Raw genomic sequence first — 24,487 nt, 5'->3', positions numbered from 1 at the left:
GACGGTGGAGATGGACTGGGAGAGCTTCGCGGAGCAGATGGCCGGGATGGCGCGGGACCTGCTGGCGCAGGACTCGGTGGACGGGACGCTGGAGCGGATCACCGAATGTGCCGTGGAGATCGTCGAGGGGTGCGACGCGGCCGGAATCCTGGTCCTCCACGGTCAGAAGGTGGAGACCCTGGCCCCGACCGAGGGGCTGGTGGTCCGCTCCGATCAGTTGCAGGAACAGACCGGTGAAGGCCCGTGTTTCGACGCCGCGCTCCGCAGCGAGGCCGTCCACCGGATCAAGGACTTCGCCGCGCCGCAGGAGAGGTGGCCCGAGTTCGGGCGCCGGGCCCGTGACCTGGGCATCGGGAGCATGATGGGGTTCCTGCTCTACACGCGGGAAGAGGAACTCGGTTCGCTGAATCTCTATTCGCGGAGTACGGGCGTCTTCACCAAGGGCAGTGAGACGGCGGGCTGGCTGCTGGCCTCGCACGCCGCGGTCGCGTTCTCCAGCGCCCGCACCGCCGACCAGCTCCAGCAGGCGCTCTCCACCCGGCACACCATCGGCGAGGCCATGGGCATCCTCATGGAGCGCCTCAAGATCGGCGAGGACGACGCCTTCAGCGTGCTGCGGCGGGTGTCCCAGGAGCGCAACATCAAGCTGCGGGACATCGCCCGGCAAGTGTGTGAGAGCGGCGGCATCGACGACTGACCGCCGGACCGGCCGCTGAGGGGGCGGCTCCACCGGCCCGCATTCTGGACCGGAAGAGCCTGGCCATCCCGTTCCCCCGGGGGACTCGCGGACAGCGTGGGCGGCGAGTACCCGCCGCCCGGTCCCGTATGCATGCGCGCCCGGCCCGGTGAGTGACCGGTCAGCGGGCGAGCGCCGGTCAGCGGCCGGGCGCCGGTCAGCCCCGGGCGCCGGTCAGCGGGCCAGGGCCGGGATGATGCCGCCCGCGAGGACCGCCTCGCACTGCCGCGGGGAGAGCCGGTGGCGCAGCAGGTACTCCTCGTCCCGGGTGGTGTTGCGTACGCGGAGCGTCGGGTCGTCCGGCCGGGCGAGGGCCTCGTGCAGACCGGGCAGGCGCAGCCGGTCGTCGGTCTCGATGCGCTCGTAGTCGCCGGGGTCGTCGAATTCGAGGGCGAGGACGCCGAAGTTGGCGAGGTTCTGCCAGTGGATGCGGGCGTACGACTTGGCGATGACCGCCCGGAGTCCGAGGTAGCGCGGGGTGATGGCGGCGTGTTCGCGGGACGAGCCCTGGCCGTAGTTCTCCCCGGCGACGATGAGGTGTCCGGTGTCGTCCCGGACCGACGCGGCGCGCCGGGGGTAGTCGGGGTCCAGCCGGGTCAGGGTGAACTCGGCCAGCTTCGGGATGTTGGACCGGTACGGCAGGGCCTTCGCCCCGGCCGGGGAGATCTCGTCGGTCGAGACGTCGTCACCGGCCTTGAGGAGGACCGGGCCTTCGAGGGTGTCCGGCAGCGGATCGAGATCGGGCAGCGCGGAGATGTTGGGGCCGCGCCGCAGCTGGACGCGGCGGGCCTCGTCCGGCGGCAGCGGCGGCTCCAGCATGGCGTCGTTGACCGACGCCGGTGCGGGGGCGTCCGGCGTGGGCGGGACCGTCGACAGGCGGTCGGCCCAGTCGCGCGGATCCGTGATGACGCCGGTCAGCGCGGAGGCCGTGGCGGTCTCCGGTGAACACAGCCACACCGCGTCGTCCTCGGTTCCGGAGCGGCCGGGGAAGTTGCGCGGGAACGTGCGCAGCGAATTGCGCCCCGCCGCGGGGGCCTGGCCCATGCCGATGCAGCCCAGACAGCCCGACTGGTGGATGCGGCCACCGGCGGCGATCAGGTCGAACGTGGCACCGGAACGCGTCAGGTCCTGGAGGATCTCGCGGGACGTCGGGTTGATGTCGAAGCTCACCTCGGGCGCCGTCTGCCGCCCCGCCACCATGGCCGCCGGTACGGCGAAGTCGCGGAACCCGGGGTTGGCGGAGGAGCCGATGACCGCCTGCCCGATGGGCTCCCCGGCGGCCTCCCGGACCGGCACGACGTTTCCCGGGGAGGTGGGCCGTGCGATCAGCGGCTCCAGGGACGACAGGTCGATCTCCTCGTCGAGGTCGTAACGGACGTCCTCGTCCGCGACGATCTCCACGAAGTCCTCGCCCCGCCCCACCCCCGCCAGGAAGTCGCGCACCGCGCCGTCGGAGGGGAAGACGGTGGTGGTGGCGCCGAGTTCCGCCCCCATGTTCGCGATGACGTGCCGGTCCATGGCGGTGAGGGAGGCCAGGCCGGGCCCGTGGTACTCCAGTACGCGGTGGACGCCGCCCTGCACCCCGTGACGGCGCAGCATCTCCAGGATCACGTCCTTGGCGCTGACCCACGGCGGGAGTTCCCCGGTCAGCCGGATGCCCCAGATCTTCGGCATGGTGAGGTGGAGCGGCCGTCCGGCCATGGCGAGGGCCACTTCCAGGCCGCCGGTGCCGATCGCCAGCATGCCCAGGGAGCCGCCCGCGCAGGTGTGCGAGTCGGATCCGGCGAGTGTTCTGCCGGGGGCGCCGAAGTGCTGCATGTGTGTCGGGTGGGAGACACCGTTGCCGGGTTTGGAGAACCACAGGCCGAAGCGGCGGGCGGCCGAGCGCAGGAAGAGATGGTCCTCGGCGTTGCGCTCGTCGGCCTGGAGGATGTTGTGGTCGACGTACTGCACGCTGACCTGCGTACGGACCCGGTCCAGCGCCAGCGCCTCCAGCTCCTGCATCACCAGGGTGCCGGTGGCGTCCTGGGTGAGCGTCTGGTCCACGCGCAGCGCGATCTCCTCCCCCGGCCGCATGCGACCGGACACGAGGTGGTCGCCGATCAGCCGCTGCGTCACGGTGCCGTGTGCGTGGCCATGGGGCAGACCCATAGCGGTACCGCCTTCCCGGTGCGGCGCGGCCGGACGGTCCGGGCGCCACCATGCGGGTTCCCGTTCCGCGGCCGCCATGCGGGGCCCGACCCGGCACAGTCACCCGGACGGGCGTCCCGGGCCCGGGCCCGGCGTCAGCCGCCGTCCGCGTCCGCGGCGGCCGGGGCGGTGCGGACAGCCCAGCGCTGTTCGACCTTGGCGATCCGCCAGTAGGCCAGCGCCGCGGCCCACACCACGACGAACAGGCCGACGATGATGAACCCGACGTTGTCCAGGTTCAGCCCGGAGATCCAGCCGGTGACGGCGTCCCGCAGGGCGAGCTTGTCGTGGAGCACGCCGACCAGCTCGATGGTGCCGATGAGGAAGGCCACCGCGATCGACAGGCCGGTGATGGCCAGGTTGTAGAACACCTTGCGGACGGGGTTGGAGAACGCCCACTGGTAGGCGAAGTTCATGAAGGTGCCGTCGAGGGTGTCGAACAGGCTCATCCCGGCGGCGAACAGCAGCGGCAGGCACAGGATGGCGTACCAGGGCAGTCCCGCGGCGGCGCCGCTCCCGGCCATCACCATCAGCGTGACCTCGGTGGCGGTGTCGAAGCCGAGCCCGAAGAGGAAGCCGAGCGGGTACATCTGGCCGGGCCGGGTGATGGACTTCGTGAAGCGGCCCAGGACGCGGTTCATGAAGCCGCGCGAATCCAGGTGCGCCTCCAGCTCCGACTCGTCGAACTGCCCGGCGCGCATCGCCCGGAACACCCGCAGGATGCCCAGCAGGGCGACCAGGTTGAGCGCGGCGATGAGGTAGAGGAAGGTGCCGGACACGGTGGTGCCGATGACCCCGAGGACCTGGTGGGCGCCGGAGTTCTCGTTCACCAGGGTGCCCGCCAGCTGCGTACCCCCGGCGACCAGCGCGGCCAGCAGGACCACGACGCTGGAGTGGCCGAGCGCGAACCAGAAGCCCACCGACACCGGCCGTTTGCCGTCGGCCATCAGCTTGCGGGTGGTGTTGTCGATGGCGGCGATGTGGTCGGCGTCGAAGGCGTGCCGCATGCCCAGGGTGTACGCGGTGATCCCGAGGCCGACGCCGAACGTCTTGGCGCCGACCTCGTAGTGCTGCGGCGTGACCACCAGGAAGAGCAGACCGAAGGCGACGGCGTGCAGGGCGACGATCACCGCCAGCAGCCCGGCGGTCCGGACGGTGTCCTCGCGCCGCCATGCGAATGCGGTGGGCAGGGTCATGCGGTCACGCTCCAGCACCTCGTGGATCACTTCGTGAGATGCCGCGGCCGGTCTCCTGGCTGACGGGTCGACGCGACCGCCCCTGCCTTCCCGGCCGCGCAGGGCGGCCAGTGGCTCCGCGGCCCGGTCCTGCGGCCGCGGAACGGGACGAGAACTCCCCGATCACAGTGGCGAGGGCCGCTCCGGTTTCACACCGGCTTCCCGAACACCACGGCGCCGCAACTGTAGGCGGCGCCCCGCAAAACCGGCAAGTGGCGCACTTTCAGCAGCGGTCGCGCGTGAGGTTCAACAGCGGTCACGCGCGCGAGGTTCAGCAGCGGTCACGCGCGTGAGGTGAGGATGCTGAGCGCGTTGGCCGCGACGATGGCGCCGATGCTCGCCCACTCGGTCCACCCCAGGCCCTGGCCGAGCAGGATCCATCCGACGACGGCGGCGAGGACCGGGTTGACGCTCATGAAGAGCCCGAAGGTCTGGGCGGGCACGCGGCGCAGCGTGAACAGGTCGGCGAGATAGGGCACGGCGGAGGAGAGGACACCGGCGGCGATGGCGTATCCGGCGGCCCCCGCGGTCGGCGGGTGCTGGACGGCGATGGCGATCCCGACGGGCAGGAACAGCACGGCGGAGACCGCGGCGGCGGCCGCCGACCCCTGCGCCCCGGGGACGCGGCGGCCGACGGTGCGGTTGAGCAGGATGTACGACGCCCAGCAGGCGGCCGCCAGCAGCCCGAGGCCGAGCCCCAGGTAGTCGGTGGAGGGCTGTGGACGCATCAGGGTGACCACGCCCGCCAGCGCGACCAGCGCGCAGCACGCGTCCGTGCGGCGGTGCGAGGCGGACAGGGCGATGGTGAGCGGCCCGAGGAACTCCAGGGTCACCGCGAGCCCGAGGCCGATGCGGTCGATGGCGCTGTACAGGGACAGGTTCATGGCGCCGAAGACCAGGGCCAGCAGCAGCACCGGCCACCACTGCTGCTTGGTGAAGGACCGCAAGCGGGGGCGGCCGACGGCCAGCAGGACGATGGCGGCGACGTACTGGCGTACCGCGACGACACCGGAGGCTCCGAGCACCGGAAAGGCGAGGGAGCCAATCGCCGCGCCGGTCTGGTTGGACAGGCCGCTGCCGGCCATGGTGAGCACACCGGCCAGCGGGTGCCCGGCCGGTTTCCGGCCCGATGTGCCCGGGGCGTCCGGCAGGTCCGGACCGGTGCGGTGTGACGTGGCGGTCGTCTGGGCGGGGGCAGGAGCGGGGGCGTGGGCTGCGTCCATACCCCGATCGTGCGGTCGCGCGACCGTTGCGCAAAATGCGTTGACCGTCGTACCTATACGCTTGGGTTATGGATGTGGAGCTGCGGCAGTTGCGCTGTCTCGTCGCGATCGTGGACGAGGGCACCTTCACCGATGCCGCGATCGCGCTCGGGGTCTCCCAGGCGGCCGTGTCCCGCACGCTGGCCTCGCTCGAACGCGGCCTCGGGGTGCGCCTGTTGCGGCGCACCTCCCGGACCGTGACCCCGACCGGGACCGGGCTGCGGGTGGTGGCGCAGGCCCGGCGGGTGCTCGGAGAGGTGGACGACCTGGTGCGGGAGGCCACCTCGGGTCACACACGGCTGCGGATCGGCTACGCGTGGTCGGCGCTGGGCAGTCACACCCCCGCCTTCCAGCGCCGCTGGGCCGCCGCCCATCCGGAGACCGATCTGCACCTCGTCCGCGTCAACGCCACCACGGCCGGTCTGGCGGAAGGGGCCTGCGACCTGGCCGTGCTGCGCAGGCCGCTGGAGGACCACCGCTTCGACTCCGCCATCGTGGGGCTCGAGCGGCGGCTGTGCGCGATGGCCGCGGACGACCCCCTGGCCCGGCGCCGCTCCATCAGGCTCGCCGACATCAGCGACCGCACGCTGCTGGTCGACCGGCGGACCGGCACCACCACGCCCGAGCTGTGGCCGCCCGGCTCCCGCCCGGACACCGAGGAGACCCACGACGTCGACGACTGGCTCAACCTGATCTCCACGGGCCGCTGCGTGGGGATGACGGCGGAGTCGACCGCGCACCAGTATCCGCGGCCCGGCATCGTGTACCGGCCGGTGCGCGACGCCGAGCCGATCGCGGTGCGGCTGGGCTGGTGGCGCGACGATCCGCACCCCGCGGGGCAGGCGGTGATCGAGCTGATCACCGCGCTGTACCGCACGGGGTGACCCGCGGTCTGCGCCCGCGGTCTGCGCCAGGCCACCGGCCTGGTACCGGCCTAGTACGGCCTAGTAGAAGTGTCGCCGTCCGGCGACCGCGTGACCGGCCGCGCCCATGGCCCACAGGACCGCCCCGATGACGAGAAGGACGATGCCGATCGTCCACAGAACGGCGATACCGGTCAGCAGACCGATGATGAGGAGAATGACCCCGAGGACAATCATGGCGTCCTCCGATCTCTCGGGAGTGCTCCACCTCCACTATCTGCCTCTTCCGCCTGCCACGCCAACACGTCGCCCCCCGCCGGGGGCGTCCGTGCGCGGCTCGGGCATCGTGGCCCCAGACGTGTTCACCAGGAACCGCGAGGAGCCATCGATGACGACAGCCGAGTCCAGCGAGTCGGCAACCGGGTCCGCCGAGCCCGTGGTGCGCGCCGCCGCCGGTGCGGTGCGCGGCCGCCGGGAGGGCGGTCTGGCCGTGTTCCGCGGCATCCCGTTCGCCGAGCCGCCGGTGGGCGACGCGCGGTTTCAGGCGCCGCGCCCCGTGCGCCCCTGGGAGGGGACGCGGGACGCGTACGCCTTCGGGCCGCCGCCCCCGCAGGAGTCGGGGTTCATGGGCCGCGCCGGGGTCCTGGAGGCACCGACGGGCGACGACTGGCTGACGGTCAACGTGTGGACGCCCGAGCCGGCCCCGGCCGCCCGCCGCCCCGTGATGGTGTGGATCTACGGCGGCGCCTACAAGCTCGGCCACTCCGGCAGCCCCGGCTACGACGCCCGGCACATCGCCCGTGACGGCGACGTCGTCGTGGTCACCCTCAACTACCGGGTCGGCATCGAGGGCTTCGCCCACATCGACGGGGCGCCCGCCAACCGCGGTCTGCTCGACCAGGTCGCGGCCCTGGAATGGGTGCGGGAGAACATCGAGGCGTTCGGTGGCGACCCCGGCCGGGTCACCGTGTTCGGGGAGTCGGCCGGAGCCGGATCGGTCGCCTCGCTGCTGGCCATGCCGAGCGCGGCGGGGCTGTTCCGGCGCGCCATCGCGCAGAGCGTGCCGGGCACGTACTTCTCCGGCGAGCTGGCCCGGGACATCGCGGGCGCGCTCGCCGCCGAGGCGGGCCTGCGGCCGACGGCCGCCGATCTGTCCACGGTGGATCCACGCCGACTGCCCTCCGCGGGCGAGGCGCTGGGCCCCAAGATGCGCCAGTACGAGGAGCGCTGGGGACAGGTCGTGCACACCCTGACCCCCTTCGCGCCCGTCGTGGACGGCGAGGTGCTGCCGACCACCCCGTGGCAGGCGCTGGCGGCGGGCTCGGCCCGCGACGTGGAGCTGATCGCCGGGCACAACCGGGACGAGTACCGGCTGTTCCTCGCCCTCGGCGGGCAGCTCGGACTGGCGGGCGAGGAGGAAGCGGCGGCTGCACTGCGCGCGTTCGGGCCGGGCCCGGACGGCGAACGGGCCTACCGCGCCGCCTTCCCGGACGCCTCCCCCGCCGAACTCCACGAACGGGTCCAGTCCGACTGGCTGTTCCACATGCCCTCGCTGCGGCTGGCCGAGGCCCAGGTGGCCGGGGGCGGCCGGGCGCACGTGTACGAGCTGACCTGGCCCGCCCCGGCGGGCGGCGGCGTCATGGGCGCCTGCCACGGCCTGGACATACCGCTGCTGTTCGGCACCTTCGACGCCGACCTCGGCCTGCTGCTGTTCGACGGCTCCGGGCCCCCGCCCGAGGCCGAGGCGCTGTCGTCCCGCTTCCGCACGGCCTGGACCGCGTTCGCCACGACGGGCGACCCGGGCTGGCCCGCGTACGACCCCGACCGCCGCCTGACCCAGGTCTTCGACGCGGCGCCCGAGATCACCGCCTACCCGGAGGAGGCCTCCCGGCTCCTCTGGCAGGACCACACCTTCCCGGCCCTGCCACTGCTCAGCTGAGGTCTTCGGCGCGCCGGACGTTGGCGACCATCGTGCGCAGCACCTTCAGCGCGGCCACGTACTCCTCGTCGCCGACGCCCTCGTGGACGACGGCGCGCAGTTCGGTGACCAGTGCGCGCAGCGTTACGCGGGCGGCTTCGCCCGCGTCGGTGAGGTGCAGGCGGTCGTCGGCAGCGGCGCGGAGCCAGCCGCGGTGCAGTAGCTGGTCGACGACGCGCGGGATCTCGTACGGGCCGTCCGCGAGGGGCGTCAGCCGGTCGGCCACCTCCTCGCGGCTCGGCGCGGCTGGCCAGGAGTGCACGCAGTTGAGCACCCAGTACTGCGGCTGGGTGACGTCGATCCTGGCCATCGCGTCGCGCAGGTGCCGGGTGACGGTGGTGTGGGCCAGGCCGGTCCAATAGCCGACCGGCTGGCTCGCCAGCATGTCGTCTGTGGCAGCGGGGTCGGCCGGAGCCTGGTCGGTGAGACCGTTGATCAACGCATTCATGATCGCGACGCTACCGTCGGCGTCGGGCGGGAACACGGCCCGCGTCCCCACCCCGTCCCCCGGCGGCGGGGGATACGGCCCTACGCTGGTGGCCGTGCACATCTGCTTTGTCTGTAGCGGGAACATCTGCCGGTCACCGTCCGCCGCGCTGGTCTTCGCCGAGCATCTGCGCCGCGCGGGGCTCGACGGCGCGGTGCGGGTCACCAGTGCCGGTATCGGCCCCTGGCACGTCGGCGAGGCCGTCGACGAACGCGCCGGTGAGGTGCTGGTCCGGCGCGGCTATCCGGTCCAGCACGTCGCGGCCCAGATCGGCGCCGAGCATCTGAACGCCGACCTGTTCCTGGCGATGGACGGCGGCCACGAGCGGGCGCTGCGCCGCCTGGTCGACGATCCGTCGCGGGTCCGGATGCTGCGGTCCTTCGACCCGCACGCGACGGGCGACCTGGACGTGCCCGATCCGTACTACGGAGGCCCGGAGGGATTCGACACGGTGCTGGACATGATCGAAGCCGCGACGCCCGGCCTGCTCGCGTGGGCGCGCGAGCGCGTGGACGCATGACGGCCGGTCCGGACCCGGCCGGAACCGGCGAAGGCCCGGGCGCGGCGGCGGCCCGCCTCACCGGGCGCCCGGTGACCGGCGAGCGCGCGATGTCCGGGGCGCTCGCCGAAGTCACCCTCGACGGCGGGCAGGTGGTGATGGTCAAGCGCGGTGACGACCCCGGCGCGGTGGAGGCGGAGGCGGCGGGGCTGCGCTGGCTGGCCGACACCGGCACGGTCCGCGTCCCGGCGGTGCACGGCCACGATCCGCGCTGGCTGGTGACCGACCGGGTCCCGTCCGGCCGGTCGAGCGCCCCCGCGGCGGCGCGGTTCGGCCGCGATCTGGCGGCCCTGCACGCGTCCGGTGCGCCCGCGTTCGGCGCCCCGCCGCCGGGCGGTCCGAAGGACGCGTACATCGGGCTCGCCCCGATGCGCAACGCCACCGGCGACGACTGGCCGAGCTGGTACGCCGAGCACCGGGTGCTGCCCTATCTGCGCCGCGCCGTGGACGACGGCACGGTGCGCGCCGCCGAGGCAGCCACGATCGAGCGGGTCTGCGAGCGGCTGCCCGGCCTGGCGGGCCCTGCCGAGCCGCCCGCCCGGCTGCACGGCGACCTGTGGAACGGCAACGTGCTGTGGGGCGCCGACGGGCAGGCGTGGCTGATCGACCCGGCCGCGCACGGCGGACACCGGGAAACCGATCTGGCGATGCTGCACCTGTTCGGCTGTCCGCATCTGGACCGGGTGCTGGAGGGCTACCAGGAGGCGTCGCCGCTCGCCGACGGCTGGGCGGACCGCATCGGGCTGCACCAGCTCTTCCCGCTGCTGGTGCACGCGGTGCTGTTCGGACGCGGCTACGCCGAGCAGGCGCTCGCCGCGGCCCGGACCGCCCTGGCGGGGTAGTCCCGGCCCACCCGCGTCAGGGGTGGACCAGGCCACCGTCACGACGTTCGCGGCCGTCAGAGGAAGCTGACGTTCTGGGCGAGGGCCAACTGGCTGGAGTAGTTGATGGTGTTGGTGGCCGGGCGCATGTAGGCGCGCCAGGAGTCGGAGCCGGACTCGCGGCCGCCGCCGGTTTCCTTCTCGCCGCCGAAGGCGCCGCCGATCTCGGCGCCGGAGGTGCCGATGTTGACGTTGGCGATGCCGCAGTCGGAGCCCTCGGCGGAGAGGAAGAGTTCGGCTTCCTGCTGGTCGCGGGTGAAGATGCTGGACGACAGGCCCTGCGGGACGTCGTTGTGCAGGGCGATGGCCTCCTCGAGGGTGTCGTACGTCAGCACGTACAGGATCGGGGCGAAGGTCTCCTCCCGTACGACGTCGCTCTGCTCGTCCACGCGGACGATGACGGGTTCGGCGTAGGCGGCCCGCGGGAGTGCCTCGGCCAGGCGGCGGTTGCCGCCCGCCAGGACCTTGCCGCCCTCGGCCTGGACGCGGGTGAGGGCGCTCTGCATGGTGTCGAGGGCCGCGGTGGAGATGAGCGGGCCGACGAGGGTGTCCTCGTCGAAGGGGTTGCCGATGGGGAGCTTGTGGTAGGCGGCGGTGAGCCGGGCGATGAGGGTGTCGGCGATGTCGCGGTGGACGATGAGGCGGCGCAGCGTCGTACAGCGCTGCCCGGCGGTGCCGGCCGCGGCGAACACGATGCCCTGGACGGCGAGGTCGAGGTCGGCGGAGGGCGCGACGACGGCGGCGTTGTTGCCGCCGAGTTCGAGCAGGCTGCGGCCGAAGCGGGCGGCGACGCGGGGGCCGACCTCGCGGCCCATGCGGGTGGAGCCGGTGGCGCTGACGAGGGCGACGCGGGGGTCGTCCACGAGCTTCTCGCCGACGGCACGGTCGCCGAGCAGCAGCCGGTGGACGTCGCGGGGCGCGCCGACGTCCTCGGCGGCCCGGGCGAGGAGCCGGTCGCAGGCCAGGGAGATCAGCGGGGTGAGGTCGGAGGGCTTCCAGATCACGGTGTCGCCGCAGGCCAGGGCGACGGCGGTGTTCCAGGACCAGACGGCGGCGGGGAAGTTGAACGCGGAGATGACGCCGACCACGCCGAGCGGGTGCCAGGTTTCGGCGAGCCGGTGGCCGGGTCGTTCGGAGGCGATGGTGCGTCCGTAGAGCTGACGGGAGAGGCCGACGGCGAAGTCACAGATGTCGATCATTTCCTGGACCTCGCCCAGCGCCTCGGAGCGGATCTTGCCCGCCTCGATGGTGATGAGGTCGGCCAGGTCGCTCTTGTGGTCGCGCAGCAACTCGCCCAGGCGGCGTACGAGTTCACCGCGCCGGGGGGCGGGGGTGGTGCGCCAGGTGAGGAAGGCCGCGCGGGAGGCGGCGATGGCGTTCTCGGCGTCGGCCGGGGTGGCGGCGGCCAGCTCGAAGAGGTGGTCGCCGGTGATCGGGGTGCGCGCGGTGAGGCCGCTGCCCTCCGGGACGGTCGCGCCGACGCGCTCCAGGGCGGTGCGGGCCCGGCCGCGCAGGTCCTCGGTGGTGGGAAGGGCGGTGCTGGTCATGGGTGCTCCCTCGGTTGGTCTGGGGGTGGGATGCGCCTGGTCTGGGGGTGGGGTGCGCCGGGGTTTCAGCCGAGCGCGCCGTCGAGTTCCAGCGCTCGGGCGGCCCGGGCGATGGAGTCGTTCTGCTGCTGCTCGTAGAGGGCGAAGGGGTCGAGGACGTCGCGGCCGATGGCGCCGGACAGCCAGGCGCTGTCGTAGGCGGTGCCCGCGTGGTCGTTGTTGCGTGCGCCTTCGCCGGTGAGGTTGGACTGGAAGATGCCGGCCGCGGAGCGGGGCAGGAAGTCCTCGTAGACGATGGGTTCGGCGCGCAGCCAGCCCTGGGCCACCAGCTCGCCGACGTCGGCGGGCGGGCGGCTGCCGTCCCGCGGCCGGTCGGGCACCGCGTGGTAGGTGAAGTAGGCCAGCTTCCGGTCGGCGAGCTGCCGTTCGGTGGCGGGGAGGTGTTCCGCCCACAGCGCGCGGGCGATGTCACCGCGGTCCGCGTCGGGGCGGGCGGCGGCCTCCCGGTCGATCTGTGTCAGCAGCCGGTCGTAGAGGGCGCGGCCCTCGCGGGTGAGGGCGATGCCGCGCGCCTCGACCTCGCCGAACCGCACCCGCAGGGAACCGCTGGCCACGTCGCCTTCGGCGGTGCGCATGGCCCGGGGTTCGGCGAGGGCGCGGAAGGACGTCTGGCGCAGCAGCACATCGGGGCCGTCCCAGCGCGGGGGGCCCTGGATGGTGTCGATCATCTCGATGCCGCGGTCGGTCATGCGCCGGTACAGCTCGTCGATGTCCAGGACGCGGGGGGTGAGGTGGTTGATGTGGGTGCTGCGGACGCCGCCGATGTCGGCGGCGACGGCGGAGACCCGCTCCAGCGTCGCGTACCAGCCCTGGTCGATCGGCTCGGTGGACAGCTCGAAGGCGCGCACGGCCAGCTGGAGGAAGCGTTCGGCCTCCGCTTCGGGCAGTTCGCCCTCGGCTTCGGCCCGGTCGGCGAGGGCGAGCAGCTCCGGGGGGAACAGCTCGCGTCCGGCGAGGAAGGTTTCCAGGCGGGCGCGCAGGTCGTCGTCGAAGAACCGCGGGTCGGCGGGGGTGAGCATGGAGGTGAAGACGCGGAACGGATTGCGCGCCAGCTCCTCGCCGTCGGTGGGGCGGAAGGCGGTGGAGATGACGGGCACCGCGCTGGCGGCGGCCTCGCGCAGGTCGTAGAAGCCGGTCGGACGCATGCCGAGGGCGCCGAAGACGCGCGCGACCTGGCTCATCTCCTGCGGGGTGCCGACCCGGATCGCGCCGTGGCGCTCGGCGGTGACCCGGCTGATGGAGCCCAGCCGCTCGGCGTCGGCACCCCGGGCGCGCAGCACGTCGTCGTTGACCTCGCGGGAGACGTCCACGAGGGTGGTGTAGGCGGGGACCTCCCGCCCGTACATGTCAGAGAGCCGGGCGGCGAACGCGGCGCGCAGCTGCCACTGGCGATGTGTCCGGCTGGTCATCGAGAGTGCTGCCTTTCGGTTGGCGGTTCACACCGGTCGGCGGTTCACACCACATGGGCTTCGGGACGTGTTTCCGCCCCGGTCATGAAGCGGTCGGCGCTGAACGGTGTGACGTCGACGAACGGTGTGCGGTCCAGGTACAGGTCACGGACGATCTCGCCGACCGCCGGGGCCTGGAGGAAGCCATGCCCGGAAAACCCGGTCGCGTAAAGGAAGTTCTGGAGTTCGCCGGAACGGCCGATCAGGGCGTTGTGGTCCGGTGTGATCTCGTAGAGCCCGGCCCAGCCGTCGACCGTCTCCATGTCGGCCAGGGCCGGGGCCTGACGCCGTGCGGCGGCGCGGAACAGCTCCAGCCACTCCGGGGTCCAGGCGGTGTCGTAGCCGTCTTCCTGGCCGGGGTCGGCGAGGCCGAACAGCAGCCCGTCGTCGCTGTTGTGGAAGTAGGCCGTGGACGCGAAGTCGATGGTGAAGGGGATGCGCGGGGCGGGCGGGGTGAGCGGGGCGGTGAAGGCCACCTGACGGCGCACCGGACGCACCGGGAGGTTGACGCCCAGCATGTTCCCGATCTGCGCCGACCAGGCGCCCGCGGTACAGATGACGGTGGCGCAGGAGATCGGCCCGTGGTCGGTGTGCACGGTGGTGATCCGGTCGCCCGCGGTGTCGATGGCGGTGACGGCGGTGTGCGTGGCTACGCGCACGCCCGCCCGGGACGCGGCGCGCGCGTAGCCCTCGATGACCAGCCCGGGGCGGGCGTGGCCGTCGGTGGGCGAGTAGACGGCGGCCACGAGCCCTTCGGTGCTGACGTAGGGGCACAGCCGTCGTGCCTCCTGCGGGCCGATCATGCGGCTGGGCACGTCGAGGGCGTTCTGGGTCCTGACGCAGGCCTCGAAGTCCGTGGCCTGCTGCTCGCTGGTGAGCAGGAAGAGGTAGCCGACGCTGTCGAGCCGGATGTCGGCGCCGGGACGGTGCGGGAAGTCCTGGTAGGCGCGCAGGCTCCGGCTGCCCAGCTGGATGTTGAGCGGGTCGGAGAACTGGGCGCGGACGCCGCCGATGGGCTTGCCGGAGCTGCCGCAGCCCAGGTCGCCGCGTTCGACGACGACGATGTTCGCCACTCCGGCCTCGGCCAGGTGGAACGCGGCGCTGGTGCCCATGACCCCGCCGCCGATGATCACGACGTCGGCGGCGGGCGGAACGGTGCGGAAGGAGCGCGAAGAGGACGAGGAGGGCGAAGAGGACGAGGAGGACAAGTGGCCGGTCCCTTCCCGAGGCGGGCGCCGCGGCCGGAGGGATCTCCGGCCCGGCGCGCCGCGGCTGTCGCAGTGCAGGACGATGCCGATCAGCTATCTGCCGGTCATGGTGCAGCACCCCGACCGTTGACGTCTATGAACAGTTATTGCTCGTGATCTATTAGGGTTCCTATATGGACTGGACGAGTGCCCAGCTGCGTTCCCTCGTCGAACTGACCCGGCGCGGCACCATCACCGCGGTGGCGGAGTCCCTGGGATACACCCCCGGCGGGGTCTCGCAGCAGATCGCGGCGCTGGAGAAGGCCACCGGCATGGAGCTGCTGCGGCGGACCGGGCGCAGGGTGGAGCTGACCGACGCGGGGATGACGCTGGCCCGGCACGCCGAGCGGATCCTGTCCACGGAGGCCGAGGCCGTCGAGGCGCTGGAGCGCACCCGCAACGACGCGTCGGGCACGCTGCTGGTCGGTCTGTTCGCCACGGCCGCCGCCGAGATCCTGCCCCGGCCCTGCACACGGCGCGCGAGGAGCATCCGGGGCTGACGGTCCACAGCCGTGACATGGACGTGGACGAGGTGTACGACGCGGTGGCCTCCGGGGCCGTGGATCTCGCGCTCGGCCTCGACTATCCGGACGTACCGATCCCGCGCGATCCGGCGCTACGGGTGATGCAGCTGCACCGGGAGCGCTTCTCGCTCGCGGTGCCGACCGGTTCGATGGGCCGCCGGGAGAGCGTCACCATGGCGCAGACCCGCGGTCTGGGGTGGATTCTGCCGTCCGCCGAGAGCTACTACGGGCGGGCCGTGCGCACCGCGTTCCGCCGGGCGGGCGTCGAACCCGAGGTGCTGCACGAGGTGACGGACACCGCGGCGACGCTGGCGCTGGTGGAGGCGGGGGTGGGGGTGAGCACGGTGACGGATCTGATGCTCAGGCTGCGGCCCTCCCGCTTCGATGTGGTGCGGCTGCGCGAGACGGTCGAGCGGCACATCGTCGTGGTGTTCCGCTGTGCCGCGGAGCGGCGGCCCACCGTGGTGGCGCTCGTCGACGTCCTGCGCGCCGTGGCGCAGACGGGGCTGGGCCGGCGAGCATAAGCGTTCCTTGTTCCCCGGTATCAATTCTGTCGCCCTGCTGACCCTTGTGGGGCGGGGCCACCGGCCACATCGTGAGGTGGACCACGGATCCATCGATCTACGGAGAAGGACAGACAGACGTGGCTGACGCACTCTCCCTCGTCGACGACTGGGGTCCCGAGAAGATCGTCGTCGTCTCCCACCGGCGCACCGGCATGAAGGGCGTGCTGGTCATCGACAACACGGCCCGGGGCATCGGCAAGGGCGGAACCCGTATGAGCCCCACGGTGACGGTCGGGGAAGTCGCCCGTCTGGCCCGCGTCATGACGTGGAAGTGGGCCGGGGTCGACCTCTTCTACGGGGGCGCCAAGGCGGGCATCGCCGCCGATCCCGCGTCCCGCGACAAGGAGGCGATCCTGCGCGCGTTCGCCCGCGCGCTGTCCAACGAGGTGCCCCGCGAATACGTCATGGGGCTGGACATGGGGCTGACCGAGAGCGACGCCGCCATCATCCAGGACGAGCTGGGGGACCGCGGCGCGGCCGTCGGCACCCCGGAACACCTGGGCGGCGTCGCCTACGACAAGCTCGGGGTCACCGGCTACGGCATCGCCGAGGCCACGGACGCCGCCGCGCAGCGCCGCGGGCTGTCCCTGTCCGGCTGCCGGGTGGCCATCCAGGGGTTCGGCGCGGTGGGCGCCGCCGCGGCGGCACGGTTCGCCGAACTGGGCGCCACCGTGGTGGCCGTGTCCACGGCCCGCGGTGCGCTGCACGACCCCAGCGGGCTGGACGTACGCTCCCTGCTGGCCGCCCGCGACGAGCACGGGGACGACTTCGTCGTCCGGCACGCCGAGGGCGATGTGCTCGCCTCCGGCCAGGAACTCACCGTCGACTGCGACATTCTGGTGCCCGCCGCCCTCCAGGACGTCATCGACGACCGGACGGCCCACCTGATCAAGGCCGGACTGGTGGTCGAGGGCGCCAATCTGCCCACCTCGCCGACGGCCCAGGAGATCCTCGCCGGGCGCGGCATCACCGTGCTGCCCGACTTCGTGGCCAACGCCGGCGGTGTCGTCGCCGCCGCGTTCGCCATGGACGCCCGCTACTCCGGGTTCCGGCCCGAGACCCGCACCATCTTCGAGACGATCTCCGGTCGGCTGCGCGCGAACGCCGTCACCGTCCTGGACGAGGCCGAGCGCCGTGGCACGACGCCGCACGCGGCCGGGCGCGGACTGGCAGAGGAGCGCGTCCGCGCCGCCATGCGCAGCAAGGGACGCCTTCCCGTCTGAGGGTTGCGGGGGCCGCGGTGGTCAGGTCGCGGTGGCGTCCGCCGCGGCCCGCCCCGTCCGACGGCCCGAGAAGAGGCAGCCGCCCAGGAACGTGCCTTCCAGGGAGCGGTATCCATGGACTCCGCCGCCGCCGAATCCCGCGGCCTCCCCCGCCGCGTACAACCCGGGGACCGGTTCGCCGGTGGCGTCCAGGACACGGCCGGACAGGTCGGTCTGGAGGCCGCCGAGCGTCTTGCGGGTGAGGATGTTGAGGCGTACGGCGATCAGCGGTCCGGCGCCGGAGTCCATGATCTTGTGCGCCGAGGCGGTCCGGCTCAGGGTGTCCCCGGGGTAGGCGAGTGCGTTGCGGATGCCCATGACCTGGACGTCCTTGGTGTACGGGTTGTCGATCTCCCGGTCCCGCGCGTCGATCTGCCGCTTGAGGTCGGCCAGGTCGATGAGGTTGTCCCCGGTCAGCTTGTTCATCCCGCGGACCAGTTCGGGCAGCGTCGTCGCGACGACGAAGTCGACGCCGTTCTTCTTGAACTTCTCGATCGGCTCGGGGGTCTGCCAGATGCGCGAGAGGAGTTGGAGGATGTCCTTGTTGGTGAGGTCCGGGTTCTGCTCGGAGCCGGAGAGCGCGAACTCCTTCGCGATGATCTTCTGTGTGGTGACGAACCAGGAGTAGTCGTGGCCGGAGTCGGTGATCGCCTTCAGGGTGCTGAGGGTGTCGTATCCGGGGAGGTCGGGGGCGGAGAAGCGCTTACCCTTGGCGTCGAACCACATCGAGGACGGCCCCGGCAGGATCCGGATGCCGTGGTCGGCCCAGATCGGGTCGTAGTTCTTCAGCCCCTCGGTGTAGTGCCACATCCGGTCGGGGTTGACGATGCGTCCGCCCGCCTTCTCGGTGATGGCGAGCATGCGGCCGTCCACGTACGCCGGGACGCCGGTGATCATGCGCTTGGGCGGAGTGCCCAGGCGGGACGGCCAGTTCTGCCGTACGAGATCGTGGTTGGCGCCGATGCCGCCGGAGGTGACGATCACCACCGGGGCGCGCAGCTCGAAGTCTCCGACCACGGTGCGGGAGCTGGCCTTGCCGCGCTGGGCGTTGCTCGGCTCCAGGACCGCGCCGCGGACACCGGTCACGGTGCCGCCGGTCGTGACGATCTCGTCGACGCGGTGCCGGTGCTTGAACGCCACCCGGCCGTCCGCCACGGCGGCCCGTACCTTCTTCTCGAACGGCTCGACCACGGCCGGTCCGGTGCCCCAGGTGACGTGGAAGCGGGGCACCGAGTTGCCGTGCCCGTCCGCGAGACCGCCGCCGCGCTCGGCCCAGCCGACGATCGGGAACCAGCGCACCCCGAGCCCGTGGAGCCAGGAGCGCTTCTCCCCGCCCGCGAAGTCGACGTACGCCTCGGCCCACTTGTGGGCCCAGTAGTCCTGGCCGCGCGGATCGCCCACGCCGCGGTCGAATCCGGCCGTGCCCAGCCAGTCCTGCCAGGCCAGTTCGTGGGAGTCCTTGATGCCCATCAGGCGCTGCTCTTCGGAGTCGACGAAGAACAGCCCGCCGAAGGACCAGAACGCCTGCCCGCCCACGTTGCTCTCCGGCTCCTGGTCCAGGAGCAGCACCTTGCGTCCCGCCGCCGCCAGTTCCGCCGTCGCGACCAGTCCGGCGAGCCCGTGGCCGACCACGATCGCGTCCGCGTCCGCGCCCGCGGACGAGGCCCCGGCCGCGAAGGCGGGGGCCGTCTGGTCGACGGCCGCTGCCGCGAGCACGCCTCCGGCCACCGTCAGGGCGCGGCGTCGGGTCATCGACGTCGGGGATGCGGGGTTCTCCATGGGCTGCCCTCCCGGTGCGGTGCGGACCGTGCGCGGTGCGTGCGGGCAGCACGGACGGACGCGGAGGCTGTCACCGCGACGGCCGCGCTGTTACCGTCGGTAGCGCACAGGAAATCAGGTCGGCACAGCGGCGCGGTAGTAGCTGGGCGTCAACGCGGTCACCGCTTCGTTGTGGCCCGGCGACAGCGCCGCCGGAACGGAAAAGGGGCTCATGGCCGTCGTCCACGAGCGCGAGCCGGTCACCGAGATCCTGCGGGCCATGGCCGACGACGCGGACGTGTGCGGCGAACTCGTGCGCGCGGCGCGCACCCACTCCCCCGAGGTGGCCCGGCTGACCGAGGCGGAGACCCGCTCCCACGTCCTGGCGATGATCCGCGCGGCCGGGGCGTGGTTCAGCACCTTCGACCGGGTCGAGGAACAGGACTTCACCACCGCCCTGTTACTGGGCGCCGACCGGGCCGGTCAGGGCGTGCCGGTGACCGCCGTGCTGCGCGGTGTGCAGGCCGCGCTCACCCGGGCCGTGGAGATCAGCGTCGACCGCTGCCGGACGTCCGGGGTGCCCGACAGCGCGCTGCTCCCCGTGATCCTGCGGCTGAAGGAGTACGGCGACGCCATCGAGCGCCATGTCATCAACGGGTACCACGCGGCGGAGCGGGGACCGGCGCACGAGACGAGCGGGCTGCGCGGCAGGCTGCTGCGACAGGTGCTGATCGACGGAGTCATCCCCCGCGCCGAGGAGTTGACCGGGGCCGGAATCCGGGCCGAGGACGGCCACGGCCCGCACCACTGCCTCGTCGCCGAGGCCACCGGGCCCGGGCACGCCCAGCGCCTGATGCGCCGCCTCTCCGCGCTGCGCGGGGTGTCCGGGCTGGTCGAGGGGCGCGTGGTGGGTCTGTGTCCCCGGCTGCCGCAGGGCGGTGACCTGGGGGTTCCCGCCCTGGTCGTGGCCTCTCCGGCCGCGCCCCTGGACCAGTTGCGCCCGCTGTACCGGCTCTGCGTCCGCGCCGTGGACCTCGGCGCGGCGGCGGGGCGGCACGGCTGGTACGAACTCACCGACTTCGCCGCGGAGATCGCCGTGGCGGACCAGCCGCTGCTGGGCTCGTACCTGAGCGGGCGGCTCCTGGGCGACCTCGACACCTCGGACACGTTTCACCGGCAACTGGCGCTCACCGCGCTGACGTTCCTCGACAACGGGCGCCGCCTGGACCAGACCGCGGCGACCCTGTTCACCCACCCCAACACCATCCGCTACCGGCTCGGCCGGTTCCAGCAGATCACCGGCACGTCGCTGACCGACACCCGCCCCGACGGCCGCGGCGGACCGCTGGACACCCTGCACTGGTGGTGGGCCCTGACCACCTGGCTGGGCCGGGGATGACGGCATCCCCACACGATCCACCACAGCCGGACGAGTTCGTGGAGATATTTTGAAGAAGTGAAATGACAGGTGACGGCAGGTACCTCGAAGTTAAAGCATTGGTGCCGGAATTCGGCACGAAGCCCCGTACGCAAAGAGCGTTTCGTCCACTGATTCACCGTCATTCGGCACTCCACGCCCGCCGTTGACATGTGAAGACCCCGTGCCGGAGCCGCGACCACGGGAGCGGTCTTCGCGAGGGGAATTACAGACCGGACGGTAGGGTGACGTTCGCAGTCCCGGGTCGGTTCCAGAACAGGACTTGCAGCGAAACTCACCCTTGCAGTAACTAGATGCCCCATGAAACTTTTTACTCGCAACTTCTCGCCCCGCTCCACAGCGACCCAGGACGCCCCCGCCGACCCCGATCGCGCCGCCGAGGCGGCTCCCGGGCTGTCGGCCCTCACCGGGGAATGGATTATCGACGCGGCGCACAGCAGGATCGGTTTCTCCGTCCGGCACGCCATGGTGACCACGGTGCGCGGCGCGTTCACCGAATACGAAAGCCGCCTCTACTTCGACGGTCAGGACCCGGCCCGCTCCCGGGCCGAGATCGTGCTGTCCAGCGCCAGCGTCGACACCGGTGTCGAGCAGCGGGACGCCCACCTGATGAGCCGCGACTTCCTGGACGCCCGGGCCTACCCGCGCATCAGCTTCCGGAGCCGCGAGGTGGAGCTCGCGGGCCAGGACGTGTACCGCATGACCGGCGACCTCACCATGAGAGACGCCACCCGCCCGGTGGTCCTGGAGCTGACCTACATCGGCCACGTCACCGATCCCTTCGGCGACGAGCGCGTCGGCTTCGACGGCACCACCACCATCAACCGCTCCGACTGGGGCCTGACCTACAGCGCCAAACTGGCCCAGGGCGGCGCCATGGTGAGCGAGAAGGTCCGCCTCCAGTTCGACATCGCGGCCATCCGCAACCCCTCCGCGGGCTGACCCCGCGCCGTACGCCCCCATGACAACCGCCGCCTCCCGGCGCCCCCAGGGGGTGTCTCGCCGATCATGCCGGGCCCTCTACACTTCCGTCGCGTCAAGTCTTCAGCAAGCGCTTACGACGAGAATCGCGAGGGCAGCATGACGGCGCGTACCTCCCCCGGCCGATCCGCGGAACCCACCCTGGACCGCAGGGGTTTCCTCCGGCGTTCCGCCTCGGTCCCGGCGGGGCTGATCACCGTCCCGACCGCGTTAGCCCTCCTGCCCGGCCCCCTGGCCCGGGCGGCGGAGAGGACGGCCGAGCGGACCCTCCCGGCCTTCGTCGACGACTACCGGACCAACACCACGGCCAACCTCACCCCCGAGACCAACGCGGCCCTCCGCATCCTCAGCGGTGTGCAGCGGCTCTGGCACACCGGCACGGCCTGGAACAACGGCACCCCGCTCGCGGCCGGTGTGCTGCGCGCCAACATGCGCTACTCGATCGCCCTGACCACGCGGCGCACCGACGCCCAGGCGCGGGAATCCTTCATCTACGACCGCCAGGACCAGAGTTACGCGGCCACCGGCGGCCTCGGCCCGCTCACCGAGGTCTACCGCACCGGCGCCAAGGCCGTCACCAGCATCACCAGCGCCCCGGACACCACCCCGGCCACCACGGTCGGCGACGCCGTGCCGCCCGGTGCGCCCGCCGGTTCCGCCATCGGGGCCGGGGCCACCGACTCGGACCTGGGCGACGTCGTCCGGCTCGTGCGGACGCTGCGCGGCCCGTACGCGTCGGGCAACCCCGCCAAGTACGGCTACCAGTACCCGCGTCCCTGGCGGATGACGGAGCACAGCGAGGTCGTCGCCACCGGCGCCACGGACGCCTTCGGCTTCCCCGTCTACGCCTCCGAGGTGGCCGTCACCCCCCAGTTGCTGCGTCAGCGCGGCACGACACCGGCCGAGGACGGGGGTTTCCCGAGCGGTCACACCAACGCGCTGTACCTGGCCGGTCTTGCGCTGGCGTACGCCATACCCGAGCGGTTCCAGGAACTGCTGACCCATGCCTCCGCGGCCTCCCACACCCGGATCGTGTCCGGCATGCACTCCGCCCTCGATGTCATCGGCGGCCGCATCCTGGCCACCGCGCTGGCCGCCGCGGCGCTGTACGACCCGGCCAACACCGGGCTCAAGGCCGCCGCGCGGCGGCAGGCCGCCGACTACCTCCGCTCCCGGACCGGCACCACGGCCGACACGCTGTGGGACTACGCACACTCGGCGGGCGCGGACACCGACCCGTACGCCGATCGCGCCGCCAACGCCCGCGCGTTCACCTCACGTCTGACCTACATCCTGCCCAGGGGCGGCGGACACCGCGAGATGACCGTGCCCAAGGGCGCCGAAGTGCTCATCGAGACCCGGCTGCCCTATCTCACCGCGCACCAGCGCCGGGAGGTGCTGCGCACCACCGCCGTCCCCTCCGGATACGCCCTGCTGGAGGGGCCCGAGCAGTGGGGACGGCTCAACCTCTTCGCGGCGGCGGACGGTTACGGGGCCTTCGACCGCGACGTGCGCGTGGAGATGGACGCGGACGACGGCGGGTTCAGCGCGGCCGACACCTGGCGCAACGACATCACCGGCGACGGCGGCCTCGTCAAACGGGGCACCGGCACCCTGACCCTCACCGGCCGCAACCGCTACGGCGGCGGCACCCGCGTCGAGGAGGGAACCCTGGCCGCGGCGTCGCCGGAAGCCCTGGGCGCCGGAGACGTCCGGGTCCACGGCGGCACCCTGCGGCTCGCGTCCCCCGGCGGGGTACGGGCGCGGCGGGGCCTCGTCGTGGCCTCCGGCGCCACGCTGGAGGTGGTGCCAGACCCCGGTGAACGGGAGGTGGTTGCAGCCACCGGCGACGGCCGTACGCCCGCGCTGACGGTGGCCCGGTCCGCCGTGCTCGGCGACGGCAGTGTCCTGGACATCCGGCTGGACGGCCGCCACGCCCCCGCCCGGCACACCCGCATCAGGGTGCTGCACGCCCGCGGCGGGCTGCACGGCCGGTTCGCCGCCATCAGGGTCCGGTGGCAAGGGCACACGTACACCGCCGTGCCGTCGTACTCCCGGGACACGCTCACCGTACGGCTGACGTGAACCGTCAGGGGTGGCCGCAGCGCTCCGGCTGCGGCCACGGCACGAACGCCCCGTCCTCGCCCTCCACCAGGAGCCGCTTGCCGTGGGCCAGCACACCGCGCGGCTGGAGCCCGGTCAGGCTCGCGGTGGTGTACGCGGCGCTCAGGCTGCCCAGATCGTGCACCAGACCGATCTTGAACAGCGAGCGGGTCTCCGCGATGGCCTCGTGGTCCCCCGCGCGCATCACCACGCGCAGCTCGGGCGCGACGGCCAGCGCCGCCACCGACACGGCGATGTTGTCCAGGTCGTCCGACGCCACCGCGGCCATCGCCTGCGCCCGCCCGAGGCGGAGCTTGCGCAGCACGAACTTGTCCGTGGCGTCGGCGACGACGACGGGCACCCCGAGCGCCCTGGCCAGCCGGAGGTTCGGGGCCGCCGGGTTCCGCTCGACCGCGATCACACCGATGCCCAGGTCCTGGAGCTGGGTGCACAGCCGCAGCCCCACCTGTCCGAGCCCGACGACGACCACATGGCCGCCCCGGGGCAGGGCGCGGGGGCCCACGATGCCGACCGCCCGCGGGGCGAGCAGCCGGTCGACCACACCGGCCGTGAAGACGGCGGTGAAGACGATGGTGATGAGCATCGCGAGGCCGGAGAACATCAGATACGCCTGCGAGCCGTGGGCGAGCGCCGGGCCGACGGCCGATACGGTGCGCGCCGCCTCGAAGAACGCCTCGACGGGGGTGCGGTGGTGCAGGGCCACCAGCCAGACCCAGTCCGTCAGCAGCACGGCGAGCAGCCCGGCGAAGCCCATCAGCATGATCCGCGAACTGCCGTCGTGCGGCCGCAGCTGCCCCCGGAACTTCCCCAGCCACGCCCGGTACCGCAGGGAACGCGGCGGCCGGTACGGCTGGAGGCGCACCGTGTCCCCGTCCCAGCGGGCGCCCGCGTGGCCCGAGGGCGTCGTGGTGAGCGCGAGCAGATCGGGCTGGAGGCAGCCCGCCAGGAGGACCGGCGCGGCCACATCGGCCGGGGAGGTGACCCGGCAGTTCGGGACCACGCGCACCAGCTGGTCGGCCACGGTCCGGTCGAAGATCGTCACCACGAGGGTGACCTTGGGGTGGATGTGTTCCACGGCGAGCGCGTAGCGCAGGGACTCGGCGTCGTCCTCGAGCAGGATCGCGACGCCCGCCACCTCCCGGTCCAGCGCCTGGCGGAGGTCCTCGTCGGTGGGCTGGGCGAAGTGGCGCACCCGGTGTCCGGCCGCCCGCAGGGAGCCGCAGACCTTGCGCGCCACCTCGCTGCCGATCACGACGAAGTACCGCTCACCGAGCGTGTCGGGGGTGTGCACCTCCCGCATCCGGCTCCTCCTCGACGCGCTCGACCGTGGCGTATGCCCGC

At 72.6% G+C, this 24,487-nt stretch carries 22 protein-coding genes and 1 riboswitch; of the genes, 12 read left to right on the top strand and 10 right to left on the bottom strand.

Going from position 1 to position 24,487, the window contains the following annotated elements:
* The first annotated feature begins 10 nt into the window (after positions 1-10).
* Complete coding sequence (locus HYQ63_RS38610; protein WP_179940964.1) at positions 11-697, top strand: GAF and ANTAR domain-containing protein; 687 nt, start codon at positions 11-13, stop codon at positions 695-697.
* Positions 698-910: 213 nt separating this feature from the next.
* On the opposite strand, the gene HYQ63_RS38605 is transcribed toward HYQ63_RS38610, so the two are convergent.
* From HYQ63_RS38605 to HYQ63_RS38595, 3 genes are all read right to left on the bottom strand, one after another.
* Positions 911-2,887 (bottom strand): aconitate hydratase, encoded by a 1,977-nt coding sequence (locus HYQ63_RS38605; protein WP_179938316.1) that lies wholly within the window; start codon positions 2,885-2,887, stop codon positions 911-913.
* A 134-nt stretch (positions 2,888-3,021) separates the two neighbouring features.
* A complete protein-coding gene (locus HYQ63_RS38600) occupies positions 3,022-4,122 on the bottom strand; it encodes a HoxN/HupN/NixA family nickel/cobalt transporter (protein WP_257232426.1) in 1,101 nt (366 codons plus the stop codon).
* A 27-nt stretch (positions 4,123-4,149) separates the two neighbouring features.
* Positions 4,150-4,350, bottom strand: a riboswitch (cobalamin riboswitch).
* Positions 4,351-4,442: 92 nt separating this feature from the next.
* Complete coding sequence (locus HYQ63_RS38595; RefSeq protein WP_257232425.1) at positions 4,443-5,384, bottom strand: DMT family transporter; 942 nt, start codon at positions 5,382-5,384, stop codon at positions 4,443-4,445.
* A 68-nt stretch (positions 5,385-5,452) separates the two neighbouring features.
* Here HYQ63_RS38595 and HYQ63_RS38590 point away from each other — a divergent pair, with 68 nt between their 5' ends.
* Entirely contained in the window at positions 5,453-6,307 is an 855-nt protein-coding gene (locus HYQ63_RS38590; protein WP_179938313.1) for a LysR family transcriptional regulator, read from the top strand.
* 60 nt (positions 6,308-6,367) lie between these two features.
* Here HYQ63_RS38590 and HYQ63_RS38585 read toward each other — a convergent pair whose 3' ends face one another.
* Positions 6,368-6,523, bottom strand: coding sequence for a DUF6131 family protein (locus HYQ63_RS38585; RefSeq protein ID WP_179938312.1), 156 nt, complete (start codon positions 6,521-6,523; stop codon positions 6,368-6,370).
* A gap of 151 nt (positions 6,524-6,674) precedes the next feature.
* Here HYQ63_RS38585 and HYQ63_RS38580 point away from each other — a divergent pair, with 151 nt between their 5' ends.
* Entirely contained in the window at positions 6,675-8,225 is a 1,551-nt protein-coding gene (locus tag HYQ63_RS38580) for a carboxylesterase/lipase family protein (RefSeq protein ID WP_179938311.1), read from the top strand.
* Here HYQ63_RS38580 and HYQ63_RS38575 read toward each other — a convergent pair.
* Positions 8,218-8,712, bottom strand: a complete 495-nt coding sequence (locus tag HYQ63_RS38575) for a MarR family winged helix-turn-helix transcriptional regulator (protein WP_179938310.1) — start codon at positions 8,710-8,712, stop codon at positions 8,218-8,220. The two genes, HYQ63_RS38580 and HYQ63_RS38575, sit on opposite strands and share 8 nt — an antisense overlap.
* A 94-nt stretch (positions 8,713-8,806) precedes the next feature.
* Between HYQ63_RS38575 and HYQ63_RS38570 the strand changes: the two genes are divergently transcribed.
* A complete protein-coding gene (locus HYQ63_RS38570) occupies positions 8,807-9,271 on the top strand; it encodes a low molecular weight protein-tyrosine-phosphatase (protein ID WP_179938309.1) in 465 nt (154 codons plus the stop codon).
* The gene (locus HYQ63_RS38565; RefSeq protein WP_179938308.1) at positions 9,268-10,152 is read left to right on the top strand and encodes a fructosamine kinase family protein; all 885 of its coding nucleotides are present in this window, start codon (positions 9,268-9,270) and stop codon (positions 10,150-10,152) included. Before HYQ63_RS38570 ends, HYQ63_RS38565 begins: the two co-directional genes overlap by 4 nt.
* 56 nt (positions 10,153-10,208) lie before the next feature.
* Here the strand turns inward: HYQ63_RS38565 and HYQ63_RS38560 are convergent, their stop codons facing one another.
* The 3 genes from HYQ63_RS38560 to HYQ63_RS38550 all read right to left on the bottom strand — a co-directional run bounded on the left by HYQ63_RS38560 (position 10,209) and on the right by HYQ63_RS38550 (position 14,358).
* Positions 10,209-11,738 carry an aldehyde dehydrogenase family protein gene (locus HYQ63_RS38560; protein ID WP_179938307.1) on the bottom strand — a complete coding sequence of 510 codons (1,530 nt, stop codon included), beginning with the start codon at positions 11,736-11,738 and terminating at the stop codon, positions 10,209-10,211.
* Between the two features lie 65 nt (positions 11,739-11,803).
* The gene (locus tag HYQ63_RS38555; protein WP_179938306.1) at positions 11,804-13,207 is read right to left on the bottom strand and encodes a VOC family protein; all 1,404 of its coding nucleotides are present in this window, start codon (positions 13,205-13,207) and stop codon (positions 11,804-11,806) included.
* Positions 13,208-13,251: 44 nt separating this feature from the next.
* Positions 13,252-14,358, bottom strand: a complete 1,107-nt coding sequence (locus tag HYQ63_RS38550) for an FAD-binding oxidoreductase (RefSeq protein ID WP_257232424.1) — start codon at positions 14,356-14,358, stop codon at positions 13,252-13,254.
* A gap of 13 nt (positions 14,359-14,371) precedes the next feature.
* On the opposite strand from HYQ63_RS38550, the gene HYQ63_RS38545 reads away from it, so the two are divergent.
* The 4 genes from HYQ63_RS38545 (at position 14,372) to HYQ63_RS38535 (ending at position 16,806) form a co-directional block, all read left to right on the top strand.
* Positions 14,372-14,584: a hypothetical protein gene (locus HYQ63_RS38545; RefSeq protein ID WP_179931910.1), complete on the top strand. Its 213-nt coding sequence runs from the start codon at positions 14,372-14,374 to the stop codon at positions 14,582-14,584.
* A 43-nt stretch (positions 14,585-14,627) separates the two neighbouring features.
* Entirely contained in the window at positions 14,628-14,993 is a 366-nt protein-coding gene (locus HYQ63_RS45305) for a LysR family transcriptional regulator (RefSeq protein WP_257232423.1), read from the top strand.
* A 17-nt stretch (positions 14,994-15,010) separates the two neighbouring features.
* Positions 15,011-15,541 carry a LysR substrate-binding domain-containing protein gene (locus HYQ63_RS45300; protein WP_257232422.1) on the top strand — a complete coding sequence of 177 codons (531 nt, stop codon included), beginning with the start codon at positions 15,011-15,013 and terminating at the stop codon, positions 15,539-15,541.
* Positions 15,542-15,660: 119 nt separating this feature from the next.
* Positions 15,661-16,806: a Glu/Leu/Phe/Val dehydrogenase gene (locus tag HYQ63_RS38535; protein WP_179938304.1), complete on the top strand. Its 1,146-nt coding sequence runs from the start codon at positions 15,661-15,663 to the stop codon at positions 16,804-16,806.
* A 21-nt stretch (positions 16,807-16,827) separates the two neighbouring features.
* Here HYQ63_RS38535 and HYQ63_RS38530 read toward each other — a convergent pair whose 3' ends face one another.
* A complete protein-coding gene (locus HYQ63_RS38530; protein WP_179938303.1) occupies positions 16,828-18,624 on the bottom strand; it encodes an FAD-binding dehydrogenase in 1,797 nt (598 codons plus the stop codon).
* A 211-nt stretch (positions 18,625-18,835) separates the two neighbouring features.
* On the opposite strand from HYQ63_RS38530, the gene HYQ63_RS38525 reads away from it, so the two are divergent.
* The 3 genes from HYQ63_RS38525 (at position 18,836) to HYQ63_RS38515 (ending at position 23,107) form a co-directional block, all read left to right on the top strand.
* Positions 18,836-20,002, top strand: coding sequence for a CdaR family transcriptional regulator (locus tag HYQ63_RS38525; RefSeq protein ID WP_257232421.1), 1,167 nt, complete (start codon positions 18,836-18,838; stop codon positions 20,000-20,002).
* Between the two features lie 339 nt (positions 20,003-20,341).
* Complete coding sequence (locus HYQ63_RS38520; protein ID WP_179938301.1) at positions 20,342-20,983, top strand: YceI family protein; 642 nt, start codon at positions 20,342-20,344, stop codon at positions 20,981-20,983.
* Between the two features lie 138 nt (positions 20,984-21,121).
* Positions 21,122-23,107 (top strand): phosphatase PAP2 family protein, encoded by a 1,986-nt coding sequence (locus HYQ63_RS38515; RefSeq protein ID WP_179938300.1) that lies wholly within the window; start codon positions 21,122-21,124, stop codon positions 23,105-23,107.
* Positions 23,108-23,111: 4 nt separating this feature from the next.
* On the opposite strand, the gene HYQ63_RS38510 is transcribed toward HYQ63_RS38515, so the two are convergent.
* Positions 23,112-24,446: an NAD-binding protein gene (locus tag HYQ63_RS38510; protein ID WP_257232420.1), complete on the bottom strand. Its 1,335-nt coding sequence runs from the start codon at positions 24,444-24,446 to the stop codon at positions 23,112-23,114.
* Positions 24,447-24,487 lie beyond the last annotated feature (41 nt).

It is taken from the genome of Streptomyces sp. Rer75, assembly GCF_013414305.1.
GTDB classification, from domain to species: domain Bacteria; phylum Actinomycetota; class Actinomycetes; order Streptomycetales; family Streptomycetaceae; genus Streptomyces; species Streptomyces himastatinicus.
The sequence above is the reverse complement of the archived record's forward strand: the minus strand, read 5'-3'. Positions and strand labels throughout refer to the sequence as shown.